General features: G+C 45.7%; 23 protein-coding genes. 6 read left to right on the top strand and 17 right to left on the bottom strand.

What is annotated here, in order from left to right:
* The first annotated feature begins 208 nt into the window (after positions 1–208).
* Genes GJU87_RS15115 through GJU87_RS15105 form a run of 3 tightly spaced genes read left to right on the top strand, consistent with a single transcriptional unit; the run spans position 209 to position 3,151 of the window.
* Positions 209–421: a DUF4492 domain-containing protein gene (locus tag GJU87_RS15115; protein WP_153640263.1), complete on the top strand. Its 213-nt coding sequence runs from the start codon at positions 209–211 to the stop codon at positions 419–421.
* Positions 422–446: 25 nt separating this feature from the next.
* Positions 447–2,012 (top strand): cytochrome ubiquinol oxidase subunit I, encoded by a 1,566-nt coding sequence (locus GJU87_RS15110; RefSeq protein WP_153640262.1) that lies wholly within the window; start codon positions 447–449, stop codon positions 2,010–2,012.
* Between the two features lie 14 nt (positions 2,013–2,026).
* A complete protein-coding gene (locus GJU87_RS15105) occupies positions 2,027–3,151 on the top strand; it encodes a cytochrome d ubiquinol oxidase subunit II (protein ID WP_228492009.1) in 1,125 nt (374 codons plus the stop codon).
* A gap of 315 nt (positions 3,152–3,466) precedes the next feature.
* On the opposite strand, the gene pssA is transcribed toward GJU87_RS15105, so the two are convergent.
* From pssA to rsfS, 7 genes are read right to left on the bottom strand one after another with little or no spacing between them, the layout of a single operon-like run.
* The gene (pssA, locus tag GJU87_RS15100; protein ID WP_153640260.1) at positions 3,467–4,201 is read right to left on the bottom strand and encodes a CDP-diacylglycerol--serine O-phosphatidyltransferase; all 735 of its coding nucleotides are present in this window, start codon (positions 4,199–4,201) and stop codon (positions 3,467–3,469) included.
* A gap of 23 nt (positions 4,202–4,224) precedes the next feature.
* Positions 4,225–4,878: a phosphatidylserine decarboxylase family protein gene (locus GJU87_RS15095; RefSeq protein ID WP_153640259.1), complete on the bottom strand. Its 654-nt coding sequence runs from the start codon at positions 4,876–4,878 to the stop codon at positions 4,225–4,227.
* Between the two features lie 42 nt (positions 4,879–4,920).
* Positions 4,921–5,745: a phosphatidate cytidylyltransferase gene (locus GJU87_RS15090; RefSeq protein WP_194831548.1), complete on the bottom strand. Its 825-nt coding sequence runs from the start codon at positions 5,743–5,745 to the stop codon at positions 4,921–4,923.
* Complete coding sequence (locus GJU87_RS15085; protein ID WP_153640257.1) at positions 5,742–5,957, bottom strand: putative signal transducing protein; 216 nt, start codon at positions 5,955–5,957, stop codon at positions 5,742–5,744. The genes GJU87_RS15090 and GJU87_RS15085 overlap by 4 nt, the downstream gene beginning before the upstream one ends.
* A gap of 17 nt (positions 5,958–5,974) precedes the next feature.
* Entirely contained in the window at positions 5,975–6,628 is a 654-nt protein-coding gene (locus GJU87_RS15080) for a lactate utilization protein (protein WP_153640256.1), read from the bottom strand.
* 1 nt (position 6,629) lies between these two features.
* Positions 6,630–8,744, bottom strand: a complete 2,115-nt coding sequence (ftsH, locus tag GJU87_RS15075) for an ATP-dependent zinc metalloprotease FtsH (protein ID WP_228492008.1) — start codon at positions 8,742–8,744, stop codon at positions 6,630–6,632.
* The gene (rsfS, locus tag GJU87_RS15070) at positions 8,728–9,105 is read right to left on the bottom strand and encodes a ribosome silencing factor (RefSeq protein ID WP_153640254.1); all 378 of its coding nucleotides are present in this window, start codon (positions 9,103–9,105) and stop codon (positions 8,728–8,730) included. Before rsfS ends, ftsH begins: the two co-directional genes overlap by 17 nt.
* A gap of 116 nt (positions 9,106–9,221) precedes the next feature.
* Between rsfS and GJU87_RS15065 the strand changes: the two genes are divergently transcribed.
* Positions 9,222–9,968 carry a biotin--[acetyl-CoA-carboxylase] ligase gene (locus GJU87_RS15065; RefSeq protein WP_153640253.1) on the top strand — a complete coding sequence of 249 codons (747 nt, stop codon included), beginning with the start codon at positions 9,222–9,224 and terminating at the stop codon, positions 9,966–9,968.
* Here the strand turns inward: GJU87_RS15065 and GJU87_RS15060 are convergent, their stop codons facing one another.
* The 4 genes from GJU87_RS15060 to coaD form a co-directional block, all read right to left on the bottom strand.
* A complete protein-coding gene (locus tag GJU87_RS15060) occupies positions 9,969–10,460 on the bottom strand; it encodes an SRPBCC domain-containing protein (RefSeq protein ID WP_153640252.1) in 492 nt (163 codons plus the stop codon).
* Positions 10,461–10,538: 78 nt separating this feature from the next.
* The gene (gene pyrE / locus GJU87_RS15055) at positions 10,539–11,171 is read right to left on the bottom strand and encodes an orotate phosphoribosyltransferase (RefSeq protein ID WP_106540353.1); all 633 of its coding nucleotides are present in this window, start codon (positions 11,169–11,171) and stop codon (positions 10,539–10,541) included.
* A 120-nt stretch (positions 11,172–11,291) separates the two neighbouring features.
* Positions 11,292–12,728 carry a TlpA disulfide reductase family protein gene (locus tag GJU87_RS15050; protein ID WP_194831547.1) on the bottom strand — a complete coding sequence of 479 codons (1,437 nt, stop codon included), beginning with the start codon at positions 12,726–12,728 and terminating at the stop codon, positions 11,292–11,294.
* A gap of 4 nt (positions 12,729–12,732) precedes the next feature.
* Positions 12,733–13,221, bottom strand: coding sequence for a pantetheine-phosphate adenylyltransferase (gene coaD / locus GJU87_RS15045; protein WP_153640250.1), 489 nt, complete (start codon positions 13,219–13,221; stop codon positions 12,733–12,735).
* Between the two features lie 170 nt (positions 13,222–13,391).
* Between coaD and GJU87_RS15040 the strand changes: the two genes are divergently transcribed.
* Positions 13,392–14,636 carry a GTPase gene (locus GJU87_RS15040; RefSeq protein WP_153640249.1) on the top strand — a complete coding sequence of 415 codons (1,245 nt, stop codon included), beginning with the start codon at positions 13,392–13,394 and terminating at the stop codon, positions 14,634–14,636.
* Between the two features lie 53 nt (positions 14,637–14,689).
* On the opposite strand, the gene GJU87_RS15035 is transcribed toward GJU87_RS15040, so the two are convergent.
* Positions 14,690–16,912 (bottom strand): amino acid permease, encoded by a 2,223-nt coding sequence (locus GJU87_RS15035; RefSeq protein ID WP_153640248.1) that lies wholly within the window; start codon positions 16,910–16,912, stop codon positions 14,690–14,692.
* Between the two features lie 153 nt (positions 16,913–17,065).
* Here GJU87_RS15035 and GJU87_RS15030 point away from each other — a divergent pair, with 153 nt between their 5' ends.
* Positions 17,066–18,001: a diacylglycerol kinase family protein gene (locus GJU87_RS15030; RefSeq protein ID WP_153640247.1), complete on the top strand. Its 936-nt coding sequence runs from the start codon at positions 17,066–17,068 to the stop codon at positions 17,999–18,001.
* Positions 18,002–18,010: 9 nt separating this feature from the next.
* On the opposite strand, the gene GJU87_RS15025 is transcribed toward GJU87_RS15030, so the two are convergent.
* The 5 genes from GJU87_RS15025 to GJU87_RS15005 form a co-directional block, all read right to left on the bottom strand.
* Entirely contained in the window at positions 18,011–18,649 is a 639-nt protein-coding gene (locus tag GJU87_RS15025; protein ID WP_153640246.1) for a SagB/ThcOx family dehydrogenase, read from the bottom strand.
* Between the two features lie 59 nt (positions 18,650–18,708).
* Positions 18,709–19,866: a sigma-54 dependent transcriptional regulator gene (locus tag GJU87_RS15020; protein ID WP_153640245.1), complete on the bottom strand. Its 1,158-nt coding sequence runs from the start codon at positions 19,864–19,866 to the stop codon at positions 18,709–18,711.
* A 7-nt stretch (positions 19,867–19,873) separates the two neighbouring features.
* Positions 19,874–20,806 carry a phosphatase gene (locus tag GJU87_RS15015; RefSeq protein WP_153640244.1) on the bottom strand — a complete coding sequence of 311 codons (933 nt, stop codon included), beginning with the start codon at positions 20,804–20,806 and terminating at the stop codon, positions 19,874–19,876.
* A gap of 209 nt (positions 20,807–21,015) precedes the next feature.
* Complete coding sequence (cysK, locus tag GJU87_RS15010) at positions 21,016–21,927, bottom strand: cysteine synthase A (RefSeq protein WP_153640243.1); 912 nt, start codon at positions 21,925–21,927, stop codon at positions 21,016–21,018.
* Between the two features lie 270 nt (positions 21,928–22,197).
* Positions 22,198–23,532: an ABC transporter permease gene (locus GJU87_RS15005; protein WP_153640242.1), complete on the bottom strand. Its 1,335-nt coding sequence runs from the start codon at positions 23,530–23,532 to the stop codon at positions 22,198–22,200.
* Positions 23,533–23,553: the final 21 nt, after the last annotated feature.

Genomic DNA, 23,553 nt, shown 5'->3' with positions numbered 1-23,553 from the left:
TGTTGGCGGACATTACTGTACCTAAATGAAATACAGCATTACATAATATTAAAATTTGCCATTCAGATGCTTAACATGAACCTCCATACATTTTAATGATGAAGGAGTTCATTGTAGGCACGCTTATTCAGAATGAAACTAAGTAAACAACTCCGAATTTCTTTTGTTAAGTGGTTTAGTTGTTTAATGCACATAATGTTTACACGGAATGAGAATATTGAAGAAAATCGTCCACTTCTATTATGAAGGCTTCCGACAGATGACGTGGGGAAAAGGTCTCTGGGTAATCATTTTAGTGAAACTGTTTGTGATGTTCTTTGTGCTCAAACTGTTTTTCTTTCCCGATTTGCTAAAGCAGAATTTTAAGACCGATAAGGAAAGGGGAGAGCACGTCATCGAGAATCTGACCAATATCAAATAATCAATTAATCAAATAATCGTAAAACATGAATGAATTACTTGATCTATCCTTGGTAGACTGGTCGAGGGCTCAATTTGCACTCACCGCGATGTACCATTGGTTATTCGTCCCACTGACACTTGGGATTACGTTTATTCTGGCAATCATGGAGACTATCTATGTGAAGACCGGAAATCCTGAGTGGAAAAAAATTACCAAGTTCTGGATGAAAGTGTTCGGGATTAATTTCGCCATTGGTGTGGCTACCGGAATTATTCTGGAATTTGAATTTGGAACCAACTGGTCTAACTATTCCTGGTTTGTAGGTGACATCTTTGGTGCACCGCTGGCCATCGAAGGTATTATGGCTTTCTTTATGGAGTCGACCTTCATTGCCGTGATGTTCTTTGGATGGGGGAAGGTGAGCAAGCGCTTTCACCTGGCATCCACGTGGCTGACAGCGCTGGGAGCAAACCTCTCGGCATTGTGGATATTGGTGGCCAACGGCTGGATGCAATTCCCGGTAGGAATGCAGTTTAATCCGGATACGGCCAGGAATGAAATGGTTAATTTCTGGGATGTATTTCTCTCGCCGGTGGCGACCAGTAAGTTCCTCCACACGATTTTCTCAGGATTTGAGTTAGCGGCCATCTTCGTGATTGGTATTTCGGCCTGGTATCTTCTGAAAAAGCGGGAGATTGTTTTTGCCCGGAAAAGTATCCTGGTTTCAGCCGTTTTTGGTCTGATTAGCTCGATTTTTGTTATCGGCTTCGGTCACGCATCAACGCAGCAGGTGGCTTACCACCAGCCAATGAAACTTGCTGCCATGGAAGGCCTTTACGAAGGTCAGAATGGACCGGGTTTGATAGCCATGGGCGTACTTTCTACCAAACAATCCGATCCGGAGTATAAACAATTAAAGAATTTCCTTTTCAGGGTCGAAATTCCCAAAGGTTTGTCTGTGCTGGCTTATCTGAATACAACCCAGTTTATGCCCGGGATAAAAGATATGCTGAATGGAAACAGTGAGCACAACATTCTGTCGGCTCCGGAGAAGATTGCCCGGGGTAAAGAGGCCATTCAACTATTGAAAGATTACAAGACGGCCAAGGATGACGGAAACACAGACGAAGCTGCTACCTTGCGTGCCAAGTTCATGTCTGATAGTTTCCAGAAAGATTATTTCAAGTATTTCGGATATGGGTACATTAAGAATCCGACCGATTTGATACCCGATATACCTCTTGTATTTTATAGCTTCCGTATTATGGTTATGCTCGGAACCTATTTCGTGTTCTTCTTCTTCTTCGCTCTTCTTTGGGTTACCAGAGGCACGATGGAAAAGAAAAAATGGTTCCTGCGATTGGCAATTATTACCATGCCACTGGCTTACGTTGCCTCGATGTCAGGTTGGACATTGGCCGAAGTTGGCCGTCAGCCCTGGGTGATTCAGGATCTGTTGCCAACAGTGGCAGCCGTATCGCACATCGATGCGAGTGCTGTTCAGGTAACTTTCTGGATGTTTGCCTTCATCTTCACCCTGCTGTTGATTGCCGAGGTGAAAATCATGACGAAACAAGTTAAAATCGGACCTAAAGACGGAGGACACTAACCATGTTTGGATCAATGAGTCATTTAACCCTCCAACACTATTGGTGGGCCATCATATCACTTTTAGCAGCGTTACTTGTTTTCCTGATGTTTGTTCAGGGAGGTCAGACGCTGATTTACCGACTGGGAAAAACCAGTAACGAGCGCACCATGATTGTCAATGCACTTGGTCGCAAGTGGGAATTTACCTTTACCACGCTGGTAACTTTTGGTGGAGCATTTTTCGCTTCTTTCCCGCTTTTCTATTCCACCAGCTTTGGTGGAGCCTACTGGGCCTGGATGGCCTTGTTGTTTGCCTTTATTATTCAGGCCGTTTCGTACGAATATCGCAGCCGGCCGAGTAATTTCCTGGGCAAGCGCACTTTCGACGCGTTCCTTTTTGTCAACGGATTGTTGGGAACAGTTCTTCTTGGCGTTGTGGTTGGAACATTTTTCAACGGCGCGAACTTTTCCGTTAGCAACATGAACCTTTCGCAGTGGGAAAATCCGGCACACGGATTAGAAGCTGTTTTGACATTCAGTAACGTAGCGATGGGCCTGGCGATTTTTTTCCTGGCCCGAGTTCTGGCGTTATTGTATTTCATGAACAGCATCGATCACGAACCCATTTTTAAGAATGCCAAGAAACAGTTGCTGTATAATACCATTCCGTTCCTGGTATTCTTCCTCTATTTCGTGATTCGTCTGTTGCTTATCAAAGGATTTGCTTACGATCCGAAAACTCTCGAGGTATCGATGGAACCTTATAAGTACTTGCACAACTTCCTGCAAATGCCGCTGGTATTGATCATCTTCCTGGTTGGTGTTGTTGGCGTTCTTTGGGGAATCATCAGTTCGCTGTTGAAAGACAAAACCAACGGAATTTGGTATGCCGGAATCGGAACGGTACTCACCGTATTTGCCCTGATGCTGGTTGCCGGTTACAATAACACCTGCTACTATCCCTCGAATTTCGATTTGCAGTCGTCGCTGAACATCGTGAATAGTTCGTCGTCGAAATTTACCTTGACAGTGATGAGTTACGTTTCGTTGATGGTACCGTTCGTACTGGCTTATATCTGGTATGCGTGGAAATCCATTAACCGCGAGAAAATCACCGAATCGGAAATTAGCGGTGAGGGTGAAGGTCACGTTTATTAAACCGAAAAAACTTTAGTTATGTATTTGGAATCGATATTATGGTTGTTAAGCTGGCCGATACTTATCTATATCAGCTTAAAAGCAGTGCAGTATGCGCTCAAAAAATACGAACACAAACTGGAAGAAGAATAATCCGTTTGTTTGAAACGAATCGAGGGCTGTCTTTTGAAAGGCGGCCCTTTTTTATCGATGAATATTGTATTGAGAAACTGTGCGTTGCGTTTTATCGTTTTCGCGGAGAAGGCGTCATCAAAGTTTTTCGGTAAAAGTAACGCTTAATCCTCTTACCGAAATCAATTGCAGATGAAGAGAAGCTTAAACCGTCTTTTTTAGGCTTAATGTGAAAGAGATAAGAATATAAAGCAAGATGGAAAGCGTGATGCCGTAAAAGCTGAAGAAATAGATGAGCACAAGCGTTGTCAAGAGAAACAGGTAGCGTACCTGGTTGCCACGCCATTTCAGGTGTTTAATTTTCAGCGAGAACATTGGAATCTCAGAAACCAGCAGCAGTGACATCACTATCGTGAAAAAGAGCAGGCTGTAAGGATTGAGTAGAATCGTGTCCAGTGCCGGCATATTCCCGTTTTCGGCAATTAGCGCCAGCGATGCGAAGAAGATGGCGTTGGCAGGAGTGGGTAACCCGATAAAGGAAGTAGCCTGCCGTTCATCGATGTTGAATTTAGCTAACCGCAATCCGGACATCACCGGAATAAAGAAAGCGCTTAGGAGGAATACCCAGGTGAGCCATCCACCGGTGGAACCTACCAATGAGCGAACATCGCCGAAAAGAGCATATTTTTGAAGTGTCAGTACAATCATTCCCGGAGCTAATCCGAATGAAATCATATCTGCCAGCGAATCCAGCTCTTTCCCGATAGGAGAGTACGCTTTTAGCAAACGAGCACTCATCCCGTCGAAAAAATCAAATAGAGACGCTAAAAACATCGTTAACACCGCCAGGTTAATATGACCTTCGAGAGCAAAGGTGACAGAAAGACTACCACTGACAATATTGAGTGATGTAAGGAAATTCGGAATGTGTTTGCGCATGATTGCCTAAGCTTTTTGATGCTTTATTTCAGTCGGGCCAGGATAGTTTGTCGTCCGGTAACGGCTTCGCACATGTCGGCTGTTACTTCAGTACCAACCGGAAGGAATACGTCTACGCGGGAACCGAATTTGATGAAGCCTAGTTCACCGCCTTGTTCCATTGTGTCTCCTTCGTTGGCGTACGTAACCACGCGTTTAGCCATTGCACCCGCAATTTGCCGTACCAGAATTTCGGTACCATCTTCCATTTCGACAACGGTTGTAGTCCGTTCGTTATCGGTGGATGATTTTGGCAGGTAAGCCGACATATATCGTCCGTTGTGGTGTTTTACGTATTTGATTTTCCCGGCAACGGGTAACCAGTTAACATGCACATTGAACAGCGACATAAAAACGGAAACCTGCAATCTGCGATCCTGGAAATATTCCGTTTCGGTTGTCTCTTCGATGGTAACAATTTGTCCGTCAGCCGGTGCCAGAATTGTTTTGTCACCGGAATTGATTTCTCTTTCGGGGTACCGGAAAAAACGAATGGTTAATGCCAGTACCGGTGTTGAAATCAGCAGCATGAACACGAAGAAATACGGTTCACGGGTTTCCCACACCAGTCCGTTCAGTAGTGCCCAAATCAGTATGGCAACTGCAATAATGGCATAGCCTTCTTTGTGTATTCTCATTGTTGGTCTTAAAAATGCTGGGCAAATTTACGTAAATAATGTTCAGCGAAGAAATACAAGGATAAAATATACCATCGGAATAGCGACGAGAATGCTATCAAAGCGGTCGAGTAGTCCGCCGTGTCCTGGCATAAAGTTTCCTGAATCTTTTACTCCCAGACTCCTTTTAAACATGGATTCAATCAGGTCGCCGAAGGTTCCTGCAATCACGGTAATGGCAGCAATAATGGCCAGCGGCGCAAAGCTGTATTGTTCCCAGAATTGAGCCAGGATTGCAGCCACGATGATGGCTGCAGCCAGTCCGCCGAAGAAACCTTCCCACGATTTTTTGGGTGAAATACGTTCGAACAGCCGGTGTTTCCCGAACTTCGAACCAATCAGGTATGCACCCGAATCGCTGGCCCAAATGAAAAACAGCAGACTGAGTAATATTTTAGGTTCATACGTATATCCTAACTCTCTGGGATAGACAAAAAAGTTGAGCAGTGCGAAAGGAACCGAAATATAAATAACACCAATCGTGGTGTAAGCGATATTCCGGAATGGCATTTCCAGTGTTTTATTGCGATAGAGTTCGGCAACAAACAGGGAAAGCATCAATGGAATGAGCGTCAGAAGCCAGGCTTCCGACAAGGCTCCCCGGGCGATAAAAAAGGATACCAGAAAAAGAACAATCCCGGCAAATATTCCCAGTTTTTGCTGAGGAACCGCACCCGATTTCGTTAGCAAATCGTAAAATTCTTTCAGCGTAAAGCTACTGATGAAGACAAATAACAGGGAAAAGGTATAGGGGCTTATCCAGGTGGCCCCGATAAGCACAGCTACAAACAAAGTTCCCCAAAGAGTACGGATTTTCAGATCGTTCAATTTTCCCCGCTTTTCAGATTTTTTAATATGTCCAGCGCTTTTTCCTCTACTTCTTCGCGGACATAAACTTCTATGTCGCCAAAAGTAGTAAAAGTTGAATCTTTATGATTCATGATAAGGGCTTCGATTCCGTTCTCTTCAAGCAAGTCTTTGGCCATCTGTGCCTTAAAGTCTTGTCCGGTCATGAAAATTTGTTTCCAACCTTTTTCCATAACATTCCCTTTCTTATTTATTCATATTCTGTTAGAAAAACGTGCAGCGCCTTGGGACCGTGAGCTCCCATTACCAGTGTTTTCTCAATGTCAGCTGTCCGGCTGGGGCCTGCAATGTGTGTGATTTGTGAAGGAAGATCATCACGATATTTCTCTTCCAGCCTGACAAGTGCTTCTTCCAGTGTTCTGACCAGATGATTGGAACTGGCTACAACCATGTGCACTTCCGGGAAAAAGTGGAGCTTTCGCCCGCTAGTGCTAGCAGAGTGAACCAGTACTCCTCCGGTTTCGGCAATTAGCCATTCACAACCGGTTAAAGTTGCTTTCGTTTCCGGAAAACGCTGCATATCGGAAGATACTTCTAAACCGGCATCTTTCAAAATTTCCTGGAGGCCTTTATCACGGCAAAAAACAAACGGCCACTCGTATTCATCCTGAAGCCCTTTTAGTTGGGCAAGCAGTTCGTCACGGCTTTTTGCCAGATGAAAATGGCCTTGTATTTTTTCCAGTTCCTGCTGGAACTGCTCCGATAAATGCAGTTCAGAAACGGGAAAAACCGGAGAGGGCCCTTCCTGCACCTTTCCGGTTATTCCGTTTTGTTTGCTTTTCTGCCTGAAGGCAGAATTTTTTATCCGGTCGAGTATTTGTTCCCTGGCACCGGGATTTTTCATGTTATGCTGATTCTTTGTTATCCTTTGGCGAATCTTTCGGCGAAGTAGTTGGAGGCGAAGTCAGCGGCTTATTTTCGCTGTTGTCTGCCATAGGAACTTCGATCTTTTTTTCCGGTCCCTTCTGCGGGTCCCACGGGCGGGGTCCAAAAATCGCTTCCAAATCTTCCGAAAAGATAACCTCACGTTCCAGTAATTTTTCAGCTAGTTGCTTATGTCCTTCAGCGTTGTCGGCTAGAATCTTCCGCGCTCGCTGATATTGAACATCGATCAGATCTTTTATCTCATGATCAATCAGTTCTGCAGTATGTTCGCTATAAGGTTTGTTGAAACTGTAATCCGATTGACCTGTAGAGTCATAGAAGCTTACATTTCCTACTGCATCACTCATTCCGAAATAGCAGACCATGGCGTACGTCGTTTTGTAGACTTTCTCCAGGTCATTTTGTGCACCGGAGGAGATAGTACCAAATACGTTTTCTTCTGCAGCCCGGCCACCTAGTGTCGCACAAACTTCGTCCAGCATCTGTTCGCGGGTCGTAATTTGTCTTTCTTCTGGGAGATACCATGCTGCACCTAATGCTTTTCCACGGGGTACAATGGTTACTTTCACGAGCGGATGCGCGTGTTCCAGTAACCAACTAACGGTAGCGTGTCCCGCTTCGTGGTATGCAATCGTTGCCTTTTCGCTGGGCGATATAATTTTATTCTTTTTCTCCAGTCCTCCGATAATCCGGTCAACGGCATCGAGGAAATCTTGTTTCTGTACGGTCTCCTTCTTACGGCGTGCTGCAATCAAAGCAGCCTCGTTACACACGTTGGCGATATCGGCACCCGAGAATCCGGGTGTTTGCTTGGCGAGGAAGCTAACGTCCACATCTTCGCCTTTTCGTAATGGTTTCAGGTGTACCTGGAAGATTTCACCCCGTTCGTTGATATCCGGCAATTCTACATGAATCTGGCGGTCAAAACGTCCGGCACGCATCAAAGCACGGTCGAGAATATCGGCGCGGTTGGTCGCTGCCAGAATGATAACTCCGGAGTTGGTGTCAAAACCATCCATTTCAGTCAACAACTGGTTCAGCGTATTTTCGCGTTCATCGTTGGAGCCCATATTAGGATTCCGTCCACGGGCACGTCCTATTGCGTCAATCTCATCGATGAAGACAATACATGGAGCTTTTTCTTTTGCTTGTTTGAAGAGGTCACGCACACGCGATGCACCAACACCGACAAACATTTCGACAAAGTCGGAACCTGACATGGAGAAGAACGGCACATTGGCCTCGCCTGCTACGGCGCGGGCCAGCAATGTTTTACCAGTTCCGGGAGGTCCGACAAGCAAAGCACCTTTCGGTATTTTTCCTCCTAATTTGGTGTAGCGTCCGGGATTTTTCAGGAACTCTACAATTTCTTCGATTTCCTGTTTCGCTTCAGACAATCCGGCCACATCTTTAAAAGTTGTGCTAACGCGGGAGTCCTTATCGAAAACTTTCGCCTGCGACTTTCCAACATTGAAGATATTGGCTCCTCCGCCGCCACCGGCACCACGGCTCATCCGGCGGAAAATCCACCACCAGATACCCACCAGCAATAAAATAGGCAGTATCCAGCTGAGAACTTCCATGAAAATATCCCGTCTTGTTTCGTATGTGAGGATTACCTGATTTTTTTCGGGAACATCAGACTGTGCTTGTTTCAGATTTTGCTCGAACGTGTCGACGGAACCGATGATAAAATAAAATTGTGGTCCGGCTTTCGATGGCGTACCAAATCCCTGATCGAATTTCGATTTATATTTTGCGTAAGCACTGTCTTTCAAAAATATTTCCGCACGCTCGCGGTTGACAACCACGATTTTCTTGATGTCACCATTTTTCAGCATGGTGTTTTTTACTTCGCGCCAGTTGGTTTCGACGGGTGAGCCGCCTGAGCCAAAATACTGAAGAGCGATAAAGATCAAGATGATAATCCCATAAACATAAATGGGATTAAACTTGGGATTAAAGCGACCTTTATTGCCGTTGCCCTGAGGCTTTTTATTGTTATTAGGCATGCCCGATCCGTTATTATTTTTGATGTTATTATCAGCCATATAGAGTTCAACTTTCTGATTCAATTTGTATAATTTGGGCATCGGCCCATAGTTCTTCCAGGTCGTAAAACCTTCTGTACTGCTCCTGGAAAACATGCACCATTACTTCGCCATAATCGAGGAGTATCCATTGAGCATTTTGATATCCGTCCTTATGCCAAACCCTGGTATTTTCAATTTCCTCGACGGTTTCTTCAACTGAGTGGGCAATCGAATCGGTGTGGGTATTGGAATTACCGTGGCAAATAATGAAATTGTCACATTCCGTATTACCCAATTTTTTCATGTCAATATTTATGATATCGAGGCCTTTCTTGCGGCGTATTCCTTCAACAATTGCCTCGATAAGATGTTCGGAATCGCTGTTCCGGGTCTTATTCACCATGTATTGAATTTAAAATTACAAAGATAATTTTTTTAACCAGATCGCTGTAAAATTGCGATTTTGTTAAGTTATTGAAAAATTGGTTGCCATCTTTACACTCAAAATGTAATTACGATATGCGCACAATCATTGGCAACCAGATGGAACATCTGAGCCGGACAGACTCGACCAATAACTATGCCAGCAGACAACTCATGACAAAACGTCTGCCGGAAGGAATTGTTTACTCAACTTCAGTTCAGGAGAAGGGAAGGGGACAGGTAAATCAGCACTGGGAAAGCGAGCCTGGAAAAAACATTACCATGAGTGTTGTGCTTTACCCGGATTTTGTCCCCATCCTTAGCCAGTTTCTCATCTCAAAAGCCGTTGCGCTCGCTGTTTCCGATTTTGTGAGCGCTTACGTATCCGATGTGCACATTAAATGGCCCAACGATATTTACGTAGGGAAAAAGAAAATTGCCGGAATTCTGATCGAAAATTCATTGCGCGAAGGAACTATCGCTTCGAGCATTGTAGGCATCGGGTTAAACATTAACCAGTGGGAGTTTCTCAGCGATGCGCCTAATCCGGTTTCCTTATCATTGTTGACAGATAAAGAATTTTTATTGGATGAATGTCTGGAAGAACTCTGCGATCGGTTGGACGACTGGTATATGCAGTTGAAGATTGGTGAGGTACAGAAAATCAACAGAGCGTATGAGGAGCGGTTATTCCGGATGAACGAGTGGGCGCCTTACCATGCCGGAGACGAAGAGTTCGAAGGTAGAATTACCGGTGTAGACGAAATCGGGCGTTTGGTTGTTGAAAGACGCGACGGGACCAAACAACAATTCCACCTGAAGGAGGTGGAATTTATCATTTGATTACGATTCGATTTCGCCCGACGAGTCTCCGTTCAAATCAAACGGTATGCGGCTGATAGCTTCCGCCATTTTATCGATGCCGTCTTTTAGATGTTTGTTCACCATCATCTTAATCATCGGGTTCAGATCGGCATGGAGCGTAAGACGTAGTTTACACGAGCTATCATCGACCGCGACAAGTTGAATCCAGAAATAAAACTGGAAAGGAACGGTTCCGTCTCCCGTTAGTTTGATGGTCTTTTCCGGTTCGCGCTCGACAATTTTCATTCCCACTTTCCCGATAGGACTGATTTTAAAAGAACAATTATCGGGGGTTGCCTCAAAATCCTCGATGTTAATTTCCGGAGCATTGGGTATCTGCTCGCGTACTTTTTCAATGTTTTCAGGTTTTAGCAGTGGTTTCAGATTCTCCAGATTCGAGAGTTTCTGGTAAACAACTCCTTGCTCATACGCAACGGTTTTTACCTCGCTCACATATTTTTCTGTTCCCATGGTATTTGTCTTGGTTAAATAAAAAGCCGGGCATTGATAACGAGTGCCCGGCTGCAAAAATAGAATTATATCGTTTGATTATCGTCCCCAGTGAGCCGGATCTTGTCTCCAGCGGTTCAGATTTTCCAGTTGACTGTCGGTAATTTCGCCCGATTCGTGTGCTACTTTCAGCAGCAGGTTGTAATTGCTGAGCGGAGTCAGTTCAACGTTGGCTTCTTTGAATTTATCAGCGGCAATCGAGAAGTTGTATGAAAAGATGGACAGCATTCCCAGCACGTCGGCGCCATAGTTGCGCAAAGCGGCTACGGCATTCAGGGAACTTAATCCAGTGGAAACCAAATCCTCGATGACAATAACTTTCTTGCTTGGCTGCAGATCGCCTTCGATGAGGTTTTCCAGACCGTGGTCTTTCGGCTTCGAGCGAACATAAACAAATGGCAAGCCCAACTCTTCGGCAACCAACGCTCCGTGAGCAATAGCTCCCGTAGCCACACCGGCGACTACTTCAGCTTCGGGATATTTCTCTTTAATGAGTTTGGCAAATTGCTGATAAATAAATTTGCGGGTTTCCGGGTACGACAACACCTTGCGGTTGTCACAATAAATCGGTGCTTTCCAGCCCGATGCCCATGTGAAAGGTGTTTCCGGAGATATTTTAATGGTGTTTATTGCGAGTAATCGTTTGGCGACCTCGATTTGTAGAGCTTCCATAGCGGTAGTTGATTTTTGTTTTCATGCAAAATTAACAAGATTTTTTAAGTAGACCGATTAAAAGTGCTGGACGAATTCAACTTAAGAAAACGATCATCTTGCATAAGTGTTTCCCTAACGCTACTTACTGGAAGGGGAAGAAGCAGCTCTTTTTCGCTGATTCTCTGTGCTCCGGAAAACTCTGACAAAAGCGGCCTGAAAACCTCTGGATACCGCCGGTGCCGGCGACAACAGTAATTTTCCATCGGGACCTACCAGGTAAAAGGTTGGGACGTCTTTTACGCGATAAGCGTCAGCAAGCTTTTGGTTGCCTGAGGCATCCAACAAAGGCCAGGTGTAACCATTCTTTTCCCACAACTGTTTGGCGGTGTCGAAATTGTCGCCCATGGAAACCGAAACTACCGTGAGGACCTGATGAAAACGCTGCTGAACATTTTTCAGCAATTTCAGATCCTGCAGGCTTTCGTTGTTATCGGTGCTGAAGAAGTTAAGGTACACATACCTACCGTGAAAAGAACTCAACGCGGTTTCCTTTCCAGTATTATTTTTTAGGTTAAACGAAGGAGCTTCACTTCCGGTCATCGTTTCCGTCAGGTGTTTCGTGATGCCTTTGGCCAGGTTCCGGTATTCGGCAGTCGTCGCTTCCGTTTCAGCGTGTTTCAACGTTAGTAAAATACCTTCCTTTTCGAAAAACGAAGAATAAAAACCGTCGTTCAGGCCTTTCAGAATCGCTAGTTCAGCAAACGATGTATGGTATCCTTTTCCTGTAAAGAAATCCACCAGACCTTTCCAATTGCCGCTGTCTACCAAAGGTGTTACTTTTTCAAAATCGACCGATTGAGCTTTCTTTTTCAGGAAGTTGGTAAACATCGTCTGGAACAGTTCCTGGTATTTGGCATTTCCCAATTGCACCGGTCGGGTGGCAAAATATTTCATGACGACTGCATCCGGATTCCTTTGGCTGGCATCATATTCGAGTCCGGCGTAGTAGTACTCTTTCGTTACATTGAAATAAGAAGATTTCGTATCCGGAAAAGCCTTTTCGAGTTTGGCGATTATTTCGCCGGCAACCCGTTGCGAGCCGTTGTGATAAATGTCGTTTACATTTTGGTTGATTTCGTGGGTGAGTTCTTCCACAAATTCCCGTATCCTGAAATTAATATCGGTTTTCGGACGATTTTTCAGGCCCAACCAATAAGGAATGGGTTTAAAATACGGGCTTTTCTTTTGCGAATCAGTCAGAGGAACATATTTGGGAAGAATGATCTGATAGTCCTGGCCGGGTTCCGCTACTAGAACTCCCTGGTATTTGTCGAGGTTGCAATAGACCTGCCGTGTTTGGGAAAGGGAGAACGAAAGTGAAAAGCTCCCGTCTTCTTTAATCGTAGTGGAAGCCAATGGAACATCCTGGTACAAAACCGGCTCGGGATGATAGTAAAAGGTGATCTTCTTTCCGGCATAATCCGGGGCAACCCCGTTGATATCTACTTCCGATGCATTGGCTTGCAAGGCCAGATTTAGTCCGGCCAGAACGATAAAAAACAATCTTTTCATCATCAACTCACGATTCTTCCTGTTCGGTGTAAAATTCCTGAATATCCAATTGTTTGGGAAGGAACATGCTGGCGTCTCCACCATGGCGGAGAATATCGCGTACAATGGTCGAAGTGATTGGTGTGTGCTCCGGTGTGGTTAAGAGGAAAACGGTTTCAATTTCCGGATGCATCTTCTTGTTGACCTGTGCAATGGCACGTTCGTACTCAAAGTCAGCAGCGGTACGTAAGCCACGCAAAATGTACTGAGCATGAACTTTCCGGCAGTAATCAACAGTCAGGCCTTCGAATTTTCCAACACTGACTTTCGGCTCATTTTCAAAAACCTTCTTGATCCACTCTTTACGCTTGGTCAGCGGATAAAACGGTTTTTTATTCGAGTTATAACCAATCATGATAATGATTTGATCGAAAAGAGGAATGGCACGTCTGACGATGGATTCGTGCCCAATGGTGAAAGGGTCGAAAGAGCCCGGGAAAATTGCGATTCTTTCCATTGATTGCTGTTTGAGTATTACAAAACTAAAAAGAATTTCGGGAAAGCCTCCATTTTATGGGAAAGGTGGCTTATTTCAGTTTTCCTGCCCGTTTTCCTAAATCACAAGAAAAAAGTTTCCTAAATTGGCGGGAAGAGAAAATAATCGTAACCAAATAGAAATCAATAACCATGCTTGTCGAACGCGATCACATTGGCATTTTCGGTAAGATGAATTCGGGGAAAAGTACCCTGATGAACCTGTTGACGCAGCAGGAAACCTCGATTGTCGATTCAACACCGGGAACTACAGCCGATACCAAAATAACGTTACAGGAAATTCACGGAATGGGGCCGGTAAAACTCTTCGATACGGCCGGTTTGGATGAGGGAACCGGACTTGGCGAAAAGAAAAAGAAGAAAGTTTTATCCACGCTAAAGGAATGTGACCTGGTCCTTTTGATCATCGATCCATCTACCGATGAATTTGAAACAGAGGCCCTGGTGTTGGAAGAAGCACGCCAGCTGGACAAACAGCTGTTGGTCATTTACAACCTGTTTCAGGCGGTCGATGAAGAGAAAATTGCCAACGTGGAGAGGGAATTACCCTACATTCAGTTTCATCATAAACTAAGAATAACAGCCAACAATCCGGCATTCCGCCAACCGTTGCTGGAGTTTATTCTTGGTAATTTCGAATCGAAGAATCAGCAACTGGAGCTTCTTCCTTTTGTGGAAAAAGACCAGTTTTATATCCTGAATATTCCGATGGACGAGGAAACCCCGCCGGGACGGTATTTGCGTCCGCAGGCGATGGCCGAAGAATACATCACAAGGCACTGGGCCTTTCCGGTTTCCTTCCGGATGGATTTGGGGAAAGCGCGAAGCGGCGATCCTTCTGAGCGAAAACGCTGGGATGATTTCCTGGCCAGTTTGCAACGTCGTCCAAAAGCCATTGTCACCGATTCACAGGCAATGGACATCATGAAGGATTGGGCACCAGATGACATGCTGCTGACCACTTTCTCCATCATGATGATTAATTATGTTAGTCGGGGCAAACTAAATGGATTCCATGAAGGAATTAATGCGCTGGAGCACATCAAGGCCGGCGACCGGATATTGATCGCCGAGGCCTGTAATCACTCCCGGATTAAAGAGGACATCGGGATTGTTCAAATTCCAAGATACATTCAGCAACATTTTCCGGGAGTAGAAGTCGAACATAACTTCGGCCGGGAGTTCCAGGAAAACAAAGAGCTGGAGAAATATAGTCTGGTTATTCATTGTGGAGGTTGCATGATTAGTGGCCAAAAAATGCAGGCACGCATCCGCGATTTGGAAGCCATCGGTATTCCGTTCACCAACTACGGAATTTTCCTTTCCTATATTCAGGGACGGAAAAGTCTGGACCGCGTGATGGTTCCCTGGAGATAATTGCAGATATCGAAAACATGGTAGAGCAGGAGCAAGCAATTTCTCCTGCTTTTTTATTCAATGCTTTTGTGTTGGTTAGATGATACGAACAAAATATTGCCTAAATCGCCGTACCCATCAAACAACTCGATGCCATTTTTCAGTTTTTCAGTTTTAAAGCCGATAATGGTCAGGTCAGCGTCAACTGAGAAACGGGAAATGATCTCTTTCCGGTCTTCACCCTCTTCCAGCGATATCATTTCAACGTTCGACTGGCTGATGGGGATTCTGCCTTGTTTGATAAGACGAATTAGCCGGTTTCGTTCCTCCTGCATTTCAGCGTGAGGAGCAATGGCAAATATCTTGATAAAACCACGCTTCCATTCCGGGTGTCCCAATGTGATGTATCCCAGAAGAATCATAAGATTCGCATTCTTATAATCTTCCGGTTTAATCCAGATATGGATTTCTTTTTTGTAACCAAATCCGCGGTAGCCGGTATTCAGGATACAAATGTCAAACCCGGCGGACTCAAGCATCGGATAATTCTGGATGGCGTCGGTAATAGAATGCGGATCGGTTCGGGAGAATTCGAAAAGAATCAAATTATTTCCCCGTCCTGAGATACCGGAAAGCTGCACAACCTGCGCAATAGCGGAGGTGTAAGACGGCGATATGATGGTGTCGAGATATACCCGGTTCGGGAAGCTAGCTGCCAGTTTTAGTAAGCGCTCGAGAGCTATCTTCGATTCGGCGGTTGTTGAACGGTTCAACATTCCTTTGATGAAATGGATGTATGTTCCGAAACCATAGCGGTGCGAAATCCAGCGCATAAAATCGAATGCAGACTTCCGTTTGAAGGTGTCGCAAGAGATGCAAATAGCAAAAGGCCTCCAACTCAATTCGCGGTCTTCCCGGTCTGCCCGTTGGGCAAATATCTGTAGTTCGCGGCTCAATTGGAAAATAACGCCACGGAATAACTTACTGAATCCACGCCTTTCATGCTTGCTCTTCGTAATAAAGACATAGAGAAGTGTCATTATCAGCAGTGAAAATGCGGCATAAGGCATGTTCATTTTAAACATCACCCAGAAAGAGGCCAGTGTTCCTACCAATGAAATACTCCAGTGCGAACGGAAGGTCGGGCGATAAGCCGGATCGGCGGCAAAATGTTCGAGCAATGAAATCAAACAGATAGCTCCGTAAGTAATCATGAAAAACATGGAGATGATTTGTGCCACGAAGTTGACATCCCCGACCAAGACAAAAACAAAAGCAATAATAATTGTGATGGTCGATGCATTTATGGGCTCATTGTCGGCCTTTTTACCTCTTGCTAACCACTGGTTGAGTTTAAACTGCGGGAAAATATCGTCGGCACCGATGGCCTGTAGAGTTCGCGGTGCAATCATAATCGAACCCAGCGCTGATGAGAGTGAAGCGGCGGCCAAACCAACCGGGATGATGGGACCCCAGGCGGCAATACGTTGCATAATTAGCTGGTCACCAACCAAATCTTCGGGAGAGGCAGAAACTGCAAATTTGTACGCGGCCAGAAAATAGACAATTAAGCCTGCTAACGTAGCCCATATAGTGCCTCTCGGAATAGATGTTTCGGGATGCTTCAGATCGCCCGAAAGGCCTAAGCCAGCGGCTAATCCGGTGAAAGCCGGGAATATAATGGTGAACACATAGAAGAAGCTATTGCCATTCGGAATCCGGCTGCTCAGGTTAATGACTTCCGGTTTGATGGGGGAATCGCCGAAAAAGAAAAAGCCGAGTGAGGTGAGCAAAATGGCTACCACCCAGTAAAGCGCTTTTACGCCCATATTGGCACCGCGCACCAGCATCAATACCGAAAGGATAAGCATTAACGGTACGGTGATGATTCGTCGGTCGGCGAGGACAATGCCGTAGTTTACCCTAATCCAGTCGAAAACCGGTTCAAAAGCCTCGCCAAATGCAATCACATAAAAAGCCACACTAATGGCCTGTGAGAGATAAAGCGCCAAACCAACGGCAGCACCAATGTTCAGGCCGAAGGACCGGGAGATGATGAAATAGGCTCCTCCTCCCTGCACCCGCTGGTTGGTAGCAATTTCGGCGACAGCCATAGCCGTAGGAATGGTCACTAAATGACCGATGATGATGATGCCGATGACACCATAAAAGCCGACCTGACCGACAGCCCATCCGAAACGAAGAAACAAGATGGCTCCGAGGATGGTGGATAATGCCGTCAGGAAAACCGGCATGGTTCCGAAACTGGCTTTGGGATTGACGAGACCGTTAGACATATAATCTGGTTAAATTAGCTAGATAAAAATAAGATTTGGCGGCTGAAAAGCAATACGAACTGCCCAACGACACAAAATAAATCGGAAAGAAATGAAAGGCACGCGGTCTGCCGGAAAAACGAAAAGGTTACTTTTGTCCCTGAAAAGAAGTGTATGACCGGGAATCTAACATATCGTTATCTATTTATAATCAATCCTGTGGCTGGTATTAGCGGGAAGAAGCATTTCCCGGAAATGATAAAACGCGTATTTGGTGAAATAGCTGTTGCTGTTGAGACCTGTTTTACAACCGGAAAAGGAAATGCGTTGCACCTGGTCAGGGAAAATTGGGACCGGTTTGATGTTTTTGTAGCGGTTGGAGGAGACGGAACAGTCAACGAGGTTATCTCGGCGGTAGCGGGAAGTGAGAAGTTTTTCAGTTTGATACCAGCGGGGTCGGGCAATGCACTTGGCCGTGAGTTGGGACTGTCGATGTGGCCTGCCCGGGCACTAAAAGAGATGGTGACCAGTCAGCCGAAGGTAATCGATACCGGAACGGTTAACGGTCGCCGATTCGTGAATGTCTGCGGCGTCGGATTTGATGCCCACATTGCCGGCCGTTTTGCGAAAAGCAAATTACGCGGGCCACTTCCCTACGTAGCTCATGTTCTGCGCGATTTTGTGACATACCAGCCGCATTGGTACCGGATTACCATCGATGGAAAGACATTCCGCCGGAAAGCTTTCGTGGTAACATTGGCTAATACTTCGCAGTTCGGGAACAACGCGTTTATTGCACCGCGAGCCAAAGTCGACGACGGTTTGCTTGATATCTGTATACTCAAACCTTTCCCTGTAGGCATGGCACCCGATTTAGCCCTGCGCTTGTTTAACCGTCAGCTCGATGGTTCGAAGTACTGCGAATATTTCCAGGGAAAAGATATTCAGATTGAAGGCGAAACATTGGGATACCAGGTGGACGGCGAACCTTTCGTTAATAATGAACCTCTTCACCTTTCGGTCGAAAACAAATCATTGAACATACTGGTCCCGGAGCCAACCGAAAGCTTGCTGGCCCGACTTTCACTGGATAAATTGATGAAATTCTAAAGGATAAAGCTACTCTTCTTCAGCTCCCGGATAACCGATGGTCTGCCCCAACAGTATTTTTTGGTGCGGCCTCAGTTTCATTTTCTTTCCCAACGATTCTTTATCGATGGAGCTGCGGACCACGCATCCCAGTCCTTTCGATGCACAGAAGAGATAAACATTCTGAGCGATAAATCCACAATTGGCATACGTGTCCGACGGCGCATCATCGAAATTCTCGATTAGTTGCAGCCTGTCGAGGTCGGCAACGTAAATGAGGTTAAGGGGAGCTGTTGCGACGTAGGGCTGCAAACCACACAATGCTCTGATGTCGCCGCTCAGCACTTTCTTTAACCGATTGTTCGTTGCATTGTAAAGGTAAAGCGCCTCGGGGGTCGCCACATAAACATCAATTTCCTGCCGGTTCATGGCAGAGGGAGCGGTTCGTTTGCCGTTTCTGCGGTTGATTCCCCACGCAGCCCACAGCAGGTCTGACATCGTCTGTGGCTGAATGGTGTCATTGGTGAATTCGCGGGTAGAGTGTCGGTTGGCGAGCGCTTCCATTAAAGGCATGCCGCCGGTTTTGTCGGGCTCGGGAAGCTGAATGTCCTGGCTAAACAGGTTAGACGTTCCGGCCAATAGGACGATGGCGAAAAGCATTCGTTTCATAAGTCAATTGATTATTAGGTTTGTTATGAACTTCTAATCAATTGAATTTAACGAAAAAATCAATTCCCTCCGTACATGCGAACATCTTCGTCGGTAATAACCTTATCGCAAAGGATGATCAACCGTTCGATGACATTCCGGAATTCCCGTATGTTACCAGTCCACTTCTTATTTTTCAGTTCCTTGATAGCTTCTTCGGTAATCTCTTTGGGCTGTTGACCGTACTCAGTGCAAATCTGTTTGTTGAAATGTTCAGCCAGTAACGGGATGTCCTCTTTTCGCTCTTCCAGCGCCGGAACATGAATGAGAATAACGCTGATACGGTGGTACAAGTCTTCACGGAAGTTGCCTTTCTCAATTTCTTTCTGCAGATTTTTGTTCGTCGCAGCCACTACGCGGACGTCCACCTTAATCTGTTTGTCGCCGCCTACTCGGGAAATAATATTTTCCTGCAAAGCACGCAAAACTTTTGCTTGCGCTGAAAGACTCATGTCGCCAATCTCGTCGAGGAAAAGTGTGCCACCGTTGGCCTGCTCAAATTTTCCTTTTCGCTGTTTGTTAGCCGAAGTAAAGGCTCCTTTTTCATGTCCGAACAATTCACTCTCAATCAGCTCTGATGGAATTGCCGCACAGTTTACTTCCACAAATGGTCCCTGCGCACGAGCAGAATTCTCGTGCAAACGACGGGCAACCAATTCTTTTCCGGTTCCGTTGCTTCCGGTAATCAACACGCGGGCTTCAGTAGGAGCAACCCGGTCGGTCATGTCGATAACCCGGGAAATAGCTTCCGATTCGCCAACAATCTCGTACTGTTTATCGACTTTCTGTTTCAGGACTTTGGTTTCCTGAACAAGGTTGGTTTTGTCGCTGGCGTTACGAATCGTAATCAGCAGGCGGTTCAGATCGAGCGGCTTTTCGATGAAATCGTAAGCGCCTTTTTTGATAGAATCGACGGCGGTGTCGATGTTGCCGTGTCCTGAAATCATGACTACCGTAGCATCCGACCGCATCTCCATGATGCGTTGCAACACTTCAATACCGTCCATTTCGGGCATTTTAATGTCGCAGAAAATGGTGTCGTACTCATTGATTTTTACCAGTTCGAGACCTTCCGGACCATTTTCAGCTAAATCAACAGTGTATCCTTCGAAGCCGAGGATATCTTTCATGGTATTGCGGATGCTTCGTTCGTCGTCGATGACCAGGATTTTAGACATAATATTTTCAGGATTCAGATTTGTTGGACATAATTTCATGCATCGCGCCTTCCTTCAGCGCGAAATGCGACTGGTACATCTGCCCGATGTCCAGTTTGCGCAGCACAAAGTTAACGAATACAGAAGCAACCACAATCATTTCAACCCGCATTGGGTCCATTCCTTTCATTTTCTGGCGTTCCTGTAAGGTTGAACCTTTGAGTGTATCATGAATTTTTTGAAACGCGCCCACTGGTAAAAGTGAAGCGGTTCGGTAGTTGCTTTCCGGCTCTACTTCTTCGTACAAATCGGTGAATGTGTCGAAAGCACCCGAACAACCTACCAGGATTCCGGGACGGTGGTTTTCGCATATCTTCCAGAGCATTTCGAGCTCATCTTCGAACCACTGTTCCATTTTGAGAATTTCATCCGGGTGCAGCGGGTCTGAAGGTTGGAAGATTTCCAACACCCGGGCCATCCCGATATTAAAACTTTGCTTCCAGATAATGTTGTCGCCCTGCGAAAGGATAAACTCGTTGCTTCCGCCACCGATGTCGAGAATCAGAACGGTTTGACCGTTTACCGGAAGCGAAAGGTTGACTCCCTTGAAGATGAGCTCTGCCTCGCGGGCACCGTCAATGATTTCGATTTCCCACCCCAGATTCGTTCGTACAGCATCCAGAAAATTATCGCGGTTTTCCGCTCCGCGCAATGCCGATGTGGCAAATATTCGTACCTCTTCCACCTGGTGTTCGTCGATGGTGCGGGCATGTTTGTGCAGCGCGTTCAATCCCCGCTCGATGGCATCGTTCAGCAGCAGCTGTTTATGAATTCCTCCCAAACCGAGCTTAACAGCTTCCTTGCCTTCGTACAACGTGATAAACTCACCGTTGGCGAGTGACTCTGCTATTAAAAGGTTGCAGGTATTGGTGCCTAAATCGATAATGGCTTTGCGGCTCATTGTGGTTGTCTTTTGCTTGGCTGTTAATTACAGAAAATCTATTCATCTGCCGGTTCATCCGGTTACGGGAGGGAAAGATAACTGAAAATTCGCAATGTTGTTATCGGGGGGATTGGTGAAAACGAAATGCAATTCGAGTAGGAGTGAAGAGCAAATAAAAAGAGGACAGCGTTTTGCCATCCTCTTCTTCGATATGAAATCATCATGAATTAAAACAATCCGTCTATCGACAGGTAACGTTCTCCGGTATCGTAGGAGAAAGTCAGAATACGGCTACCTTTCGGGAGCTCTTTGATTTTTTTGTCCACTGCAGCCAGCGATGCACCGGATGAAATTCCGACCAGCAAACCTTCTTCAGCGGCTGCTTTCTGAGCAAATTCAAATGCCTCATCTTTCGATACCTGTATGGTTCCGTCCAACGTTTCCGTTTTCAGGTTCTCCGGGATAAAACCGGCACCAATTCCCTGAATCGGGTGAGGTCCAGGGGCTCCGCCACCAATCACTGGTGAAGTTTCCGGTTCAACGGCAAATGTTTTCATATCCGGGAAGCGTTTTTTCAACTCCATCGAAACACCGGAGATGTGCCCGCCGGTTCCCACGCCGGTAATCAGGTAATCGATTCCTTCCGGGAAATCGGCCAGAATTTCTTTTGCCGTAAATTCAGCATGTGCCTGGATGTTGGCCGGATTATCGAACTGGGAGGGAATAAATGAACCAGGATTTTGTTCGGCCAGCTCCTTTGCACGATTGATGGCTCCTTTCATTCCCTGTTCTTTTGGGGTCAGTTCGAGTTGGGCACCGTACGCCTTTAAAATACGGCGGCGCTCAACGGACATTGACTCGGGCATCACGAGGATGAGTTTGTACTTTTTCACGGCGGCGACCAATGCCAGCCCGATACCGGTATTCCCGGAAGTTGGTTCGATGATAATACTATCGGGATTTAGTAATCCTCTTTCTTCCGCATCATTAATCATTTGCAGTGCAATACGATCTTTGATACTGCCTCCCGGATTGGTTTTTTCCACTTTGACATATACTTCGTAGTCGTCGGGATAAAGGTGGTTAATACGTACATGCGGCGTATTACCAATGGTTTCCAGAATAGTTTTAACTTTCATAATTCGTTTGATAATTGGTTATGATGTAACTGTATAATTGAACAAAAAAAAACCTTCCCGGTTCGGGAAGGTTTTTCTATGGAACTAAAAAATCAGAATCAGCTTGCGCATAGAATATCCTTCCTGATAGCGGTATAACAGGTACAACAATTGCACATATGGCTTTTGGGGATATTCATGCTATGACAAATATACAATATTTCGGATAGAATTGTCCGAATGAATCAAGTCAATTTTATATTAATTATTATGAGAATTTGTCTCTCCTGTTTAACTTCGGTAGGTGAGCCATTTACCCAGCTCTTTCCATGTCGGTTTTTTGCCATACATGAGAATCCCGGTGCGGTAAATCTTACCAGCTACCCAAACAGTTCCGATAAATGTGGCGACCAGTAAAACCATCGATAGGATGAGTTCCCAGACGGGGACACCAAACGGTATTCGCACCATCATCACAACCGGAGAAGTAAACGGTATCAGACTAAACCAGAAGGCAATCGGTCCTTCCGGGTTGGTAATGGCGTTCATCATGACAATGATGGCGATGATGAGCGGAATGGTGACCGGTAAAGTAAACTGCTGAGCATCTTCTTCGGCATCGATGGCGGAACCAACCGCTCCAAACAGCGAACTGTAAAGCAGATAGCCGCCGATGAAGAAGAAAAAGAAACAACCAATAATCAGCGGGAAGTTGATGCTACTCATCATGGAAAAGATTTCCTGCACCTGGCTGCTTTGGGCAACACTTTCCATCTGGCCGCTCATCTGGCTTTGTGCCATGAGGTTTTGTGCCTGGTCAGGAGACATTTCGGGAATGAAGCCTTTGGCTACCTGGAAAATTCCAATAAATAACGTCACCCAAATGGCAAACTGTGTGAGTCCGACCAAAGCGATACCAACGATTTTTCCCATCATTAGCTCGAAGGGTTTCACGCTGGAGACAATCACTTCGACGATTCGGTTTTGCTTCTCTTCCATCACGCCACGCATGACCATGGTGCCGTAGATGAAGATGAAAATGTAAATTACGAAGCCGAAAATGTATCCCAGTATCATGGCAATTTCGGTGGAGCTTTTGTGCTCTTCACCCTTATCGCCTACACGGATGGTATTCACGTGGATATTAGTCCGGGCGGCTTCCAGCTTCTGCTCCAAGTCGGGTACGGCTGCTTCTTTCAACAAGGCCGATCGTTTATCTTTTTCCAGGATACTGGAAAGGTTGTTGTCAATTTTATTCTTCAAGTCGAAGGGAACGTTCTTCTCTGAAAAGAGCTCGACGTTATTCGTGGTAACGACATTCGGCGGAATAGACAGAAGTGCGTAATACTTCGAATCTTTCAGATTGTCGCGCAATTTGTCGTAATCTTCTTTCGGAATGAAATGGAACTTGGTGTATTCGGTACTTTCGAGCCTTCCGAGGAAAATGCCGGAACCGTCGTAAACGGCTACGGTGCGTTCTTCCGTATCGTTCATGGTAGCCAGGTAGGTTGGCAAAATGGTAACGGCGGCAAAAAGGACCGGCATCAGCAGGGTTAGAATAATGAATGATTTCTTTTTAACCCGCGTGTTGTATTCTCTTTTTATGATGATACCAACTTTTTTCATAGTCAATGTTTTTCTGTGATT

It is taken from the genome of Prolixibacter sp. NT017 (assembly GCF_009617875.1).
GTDB lineage: Bacteria > Bacteroidota > Bacteroidia > Bacteroidales > Prolixibacteraceae > Prolixibacter.
Note: the sequence above shows the minus strand (reverse complement) of the source record. Positions and strands in the feature narration are given on the sequence as shown.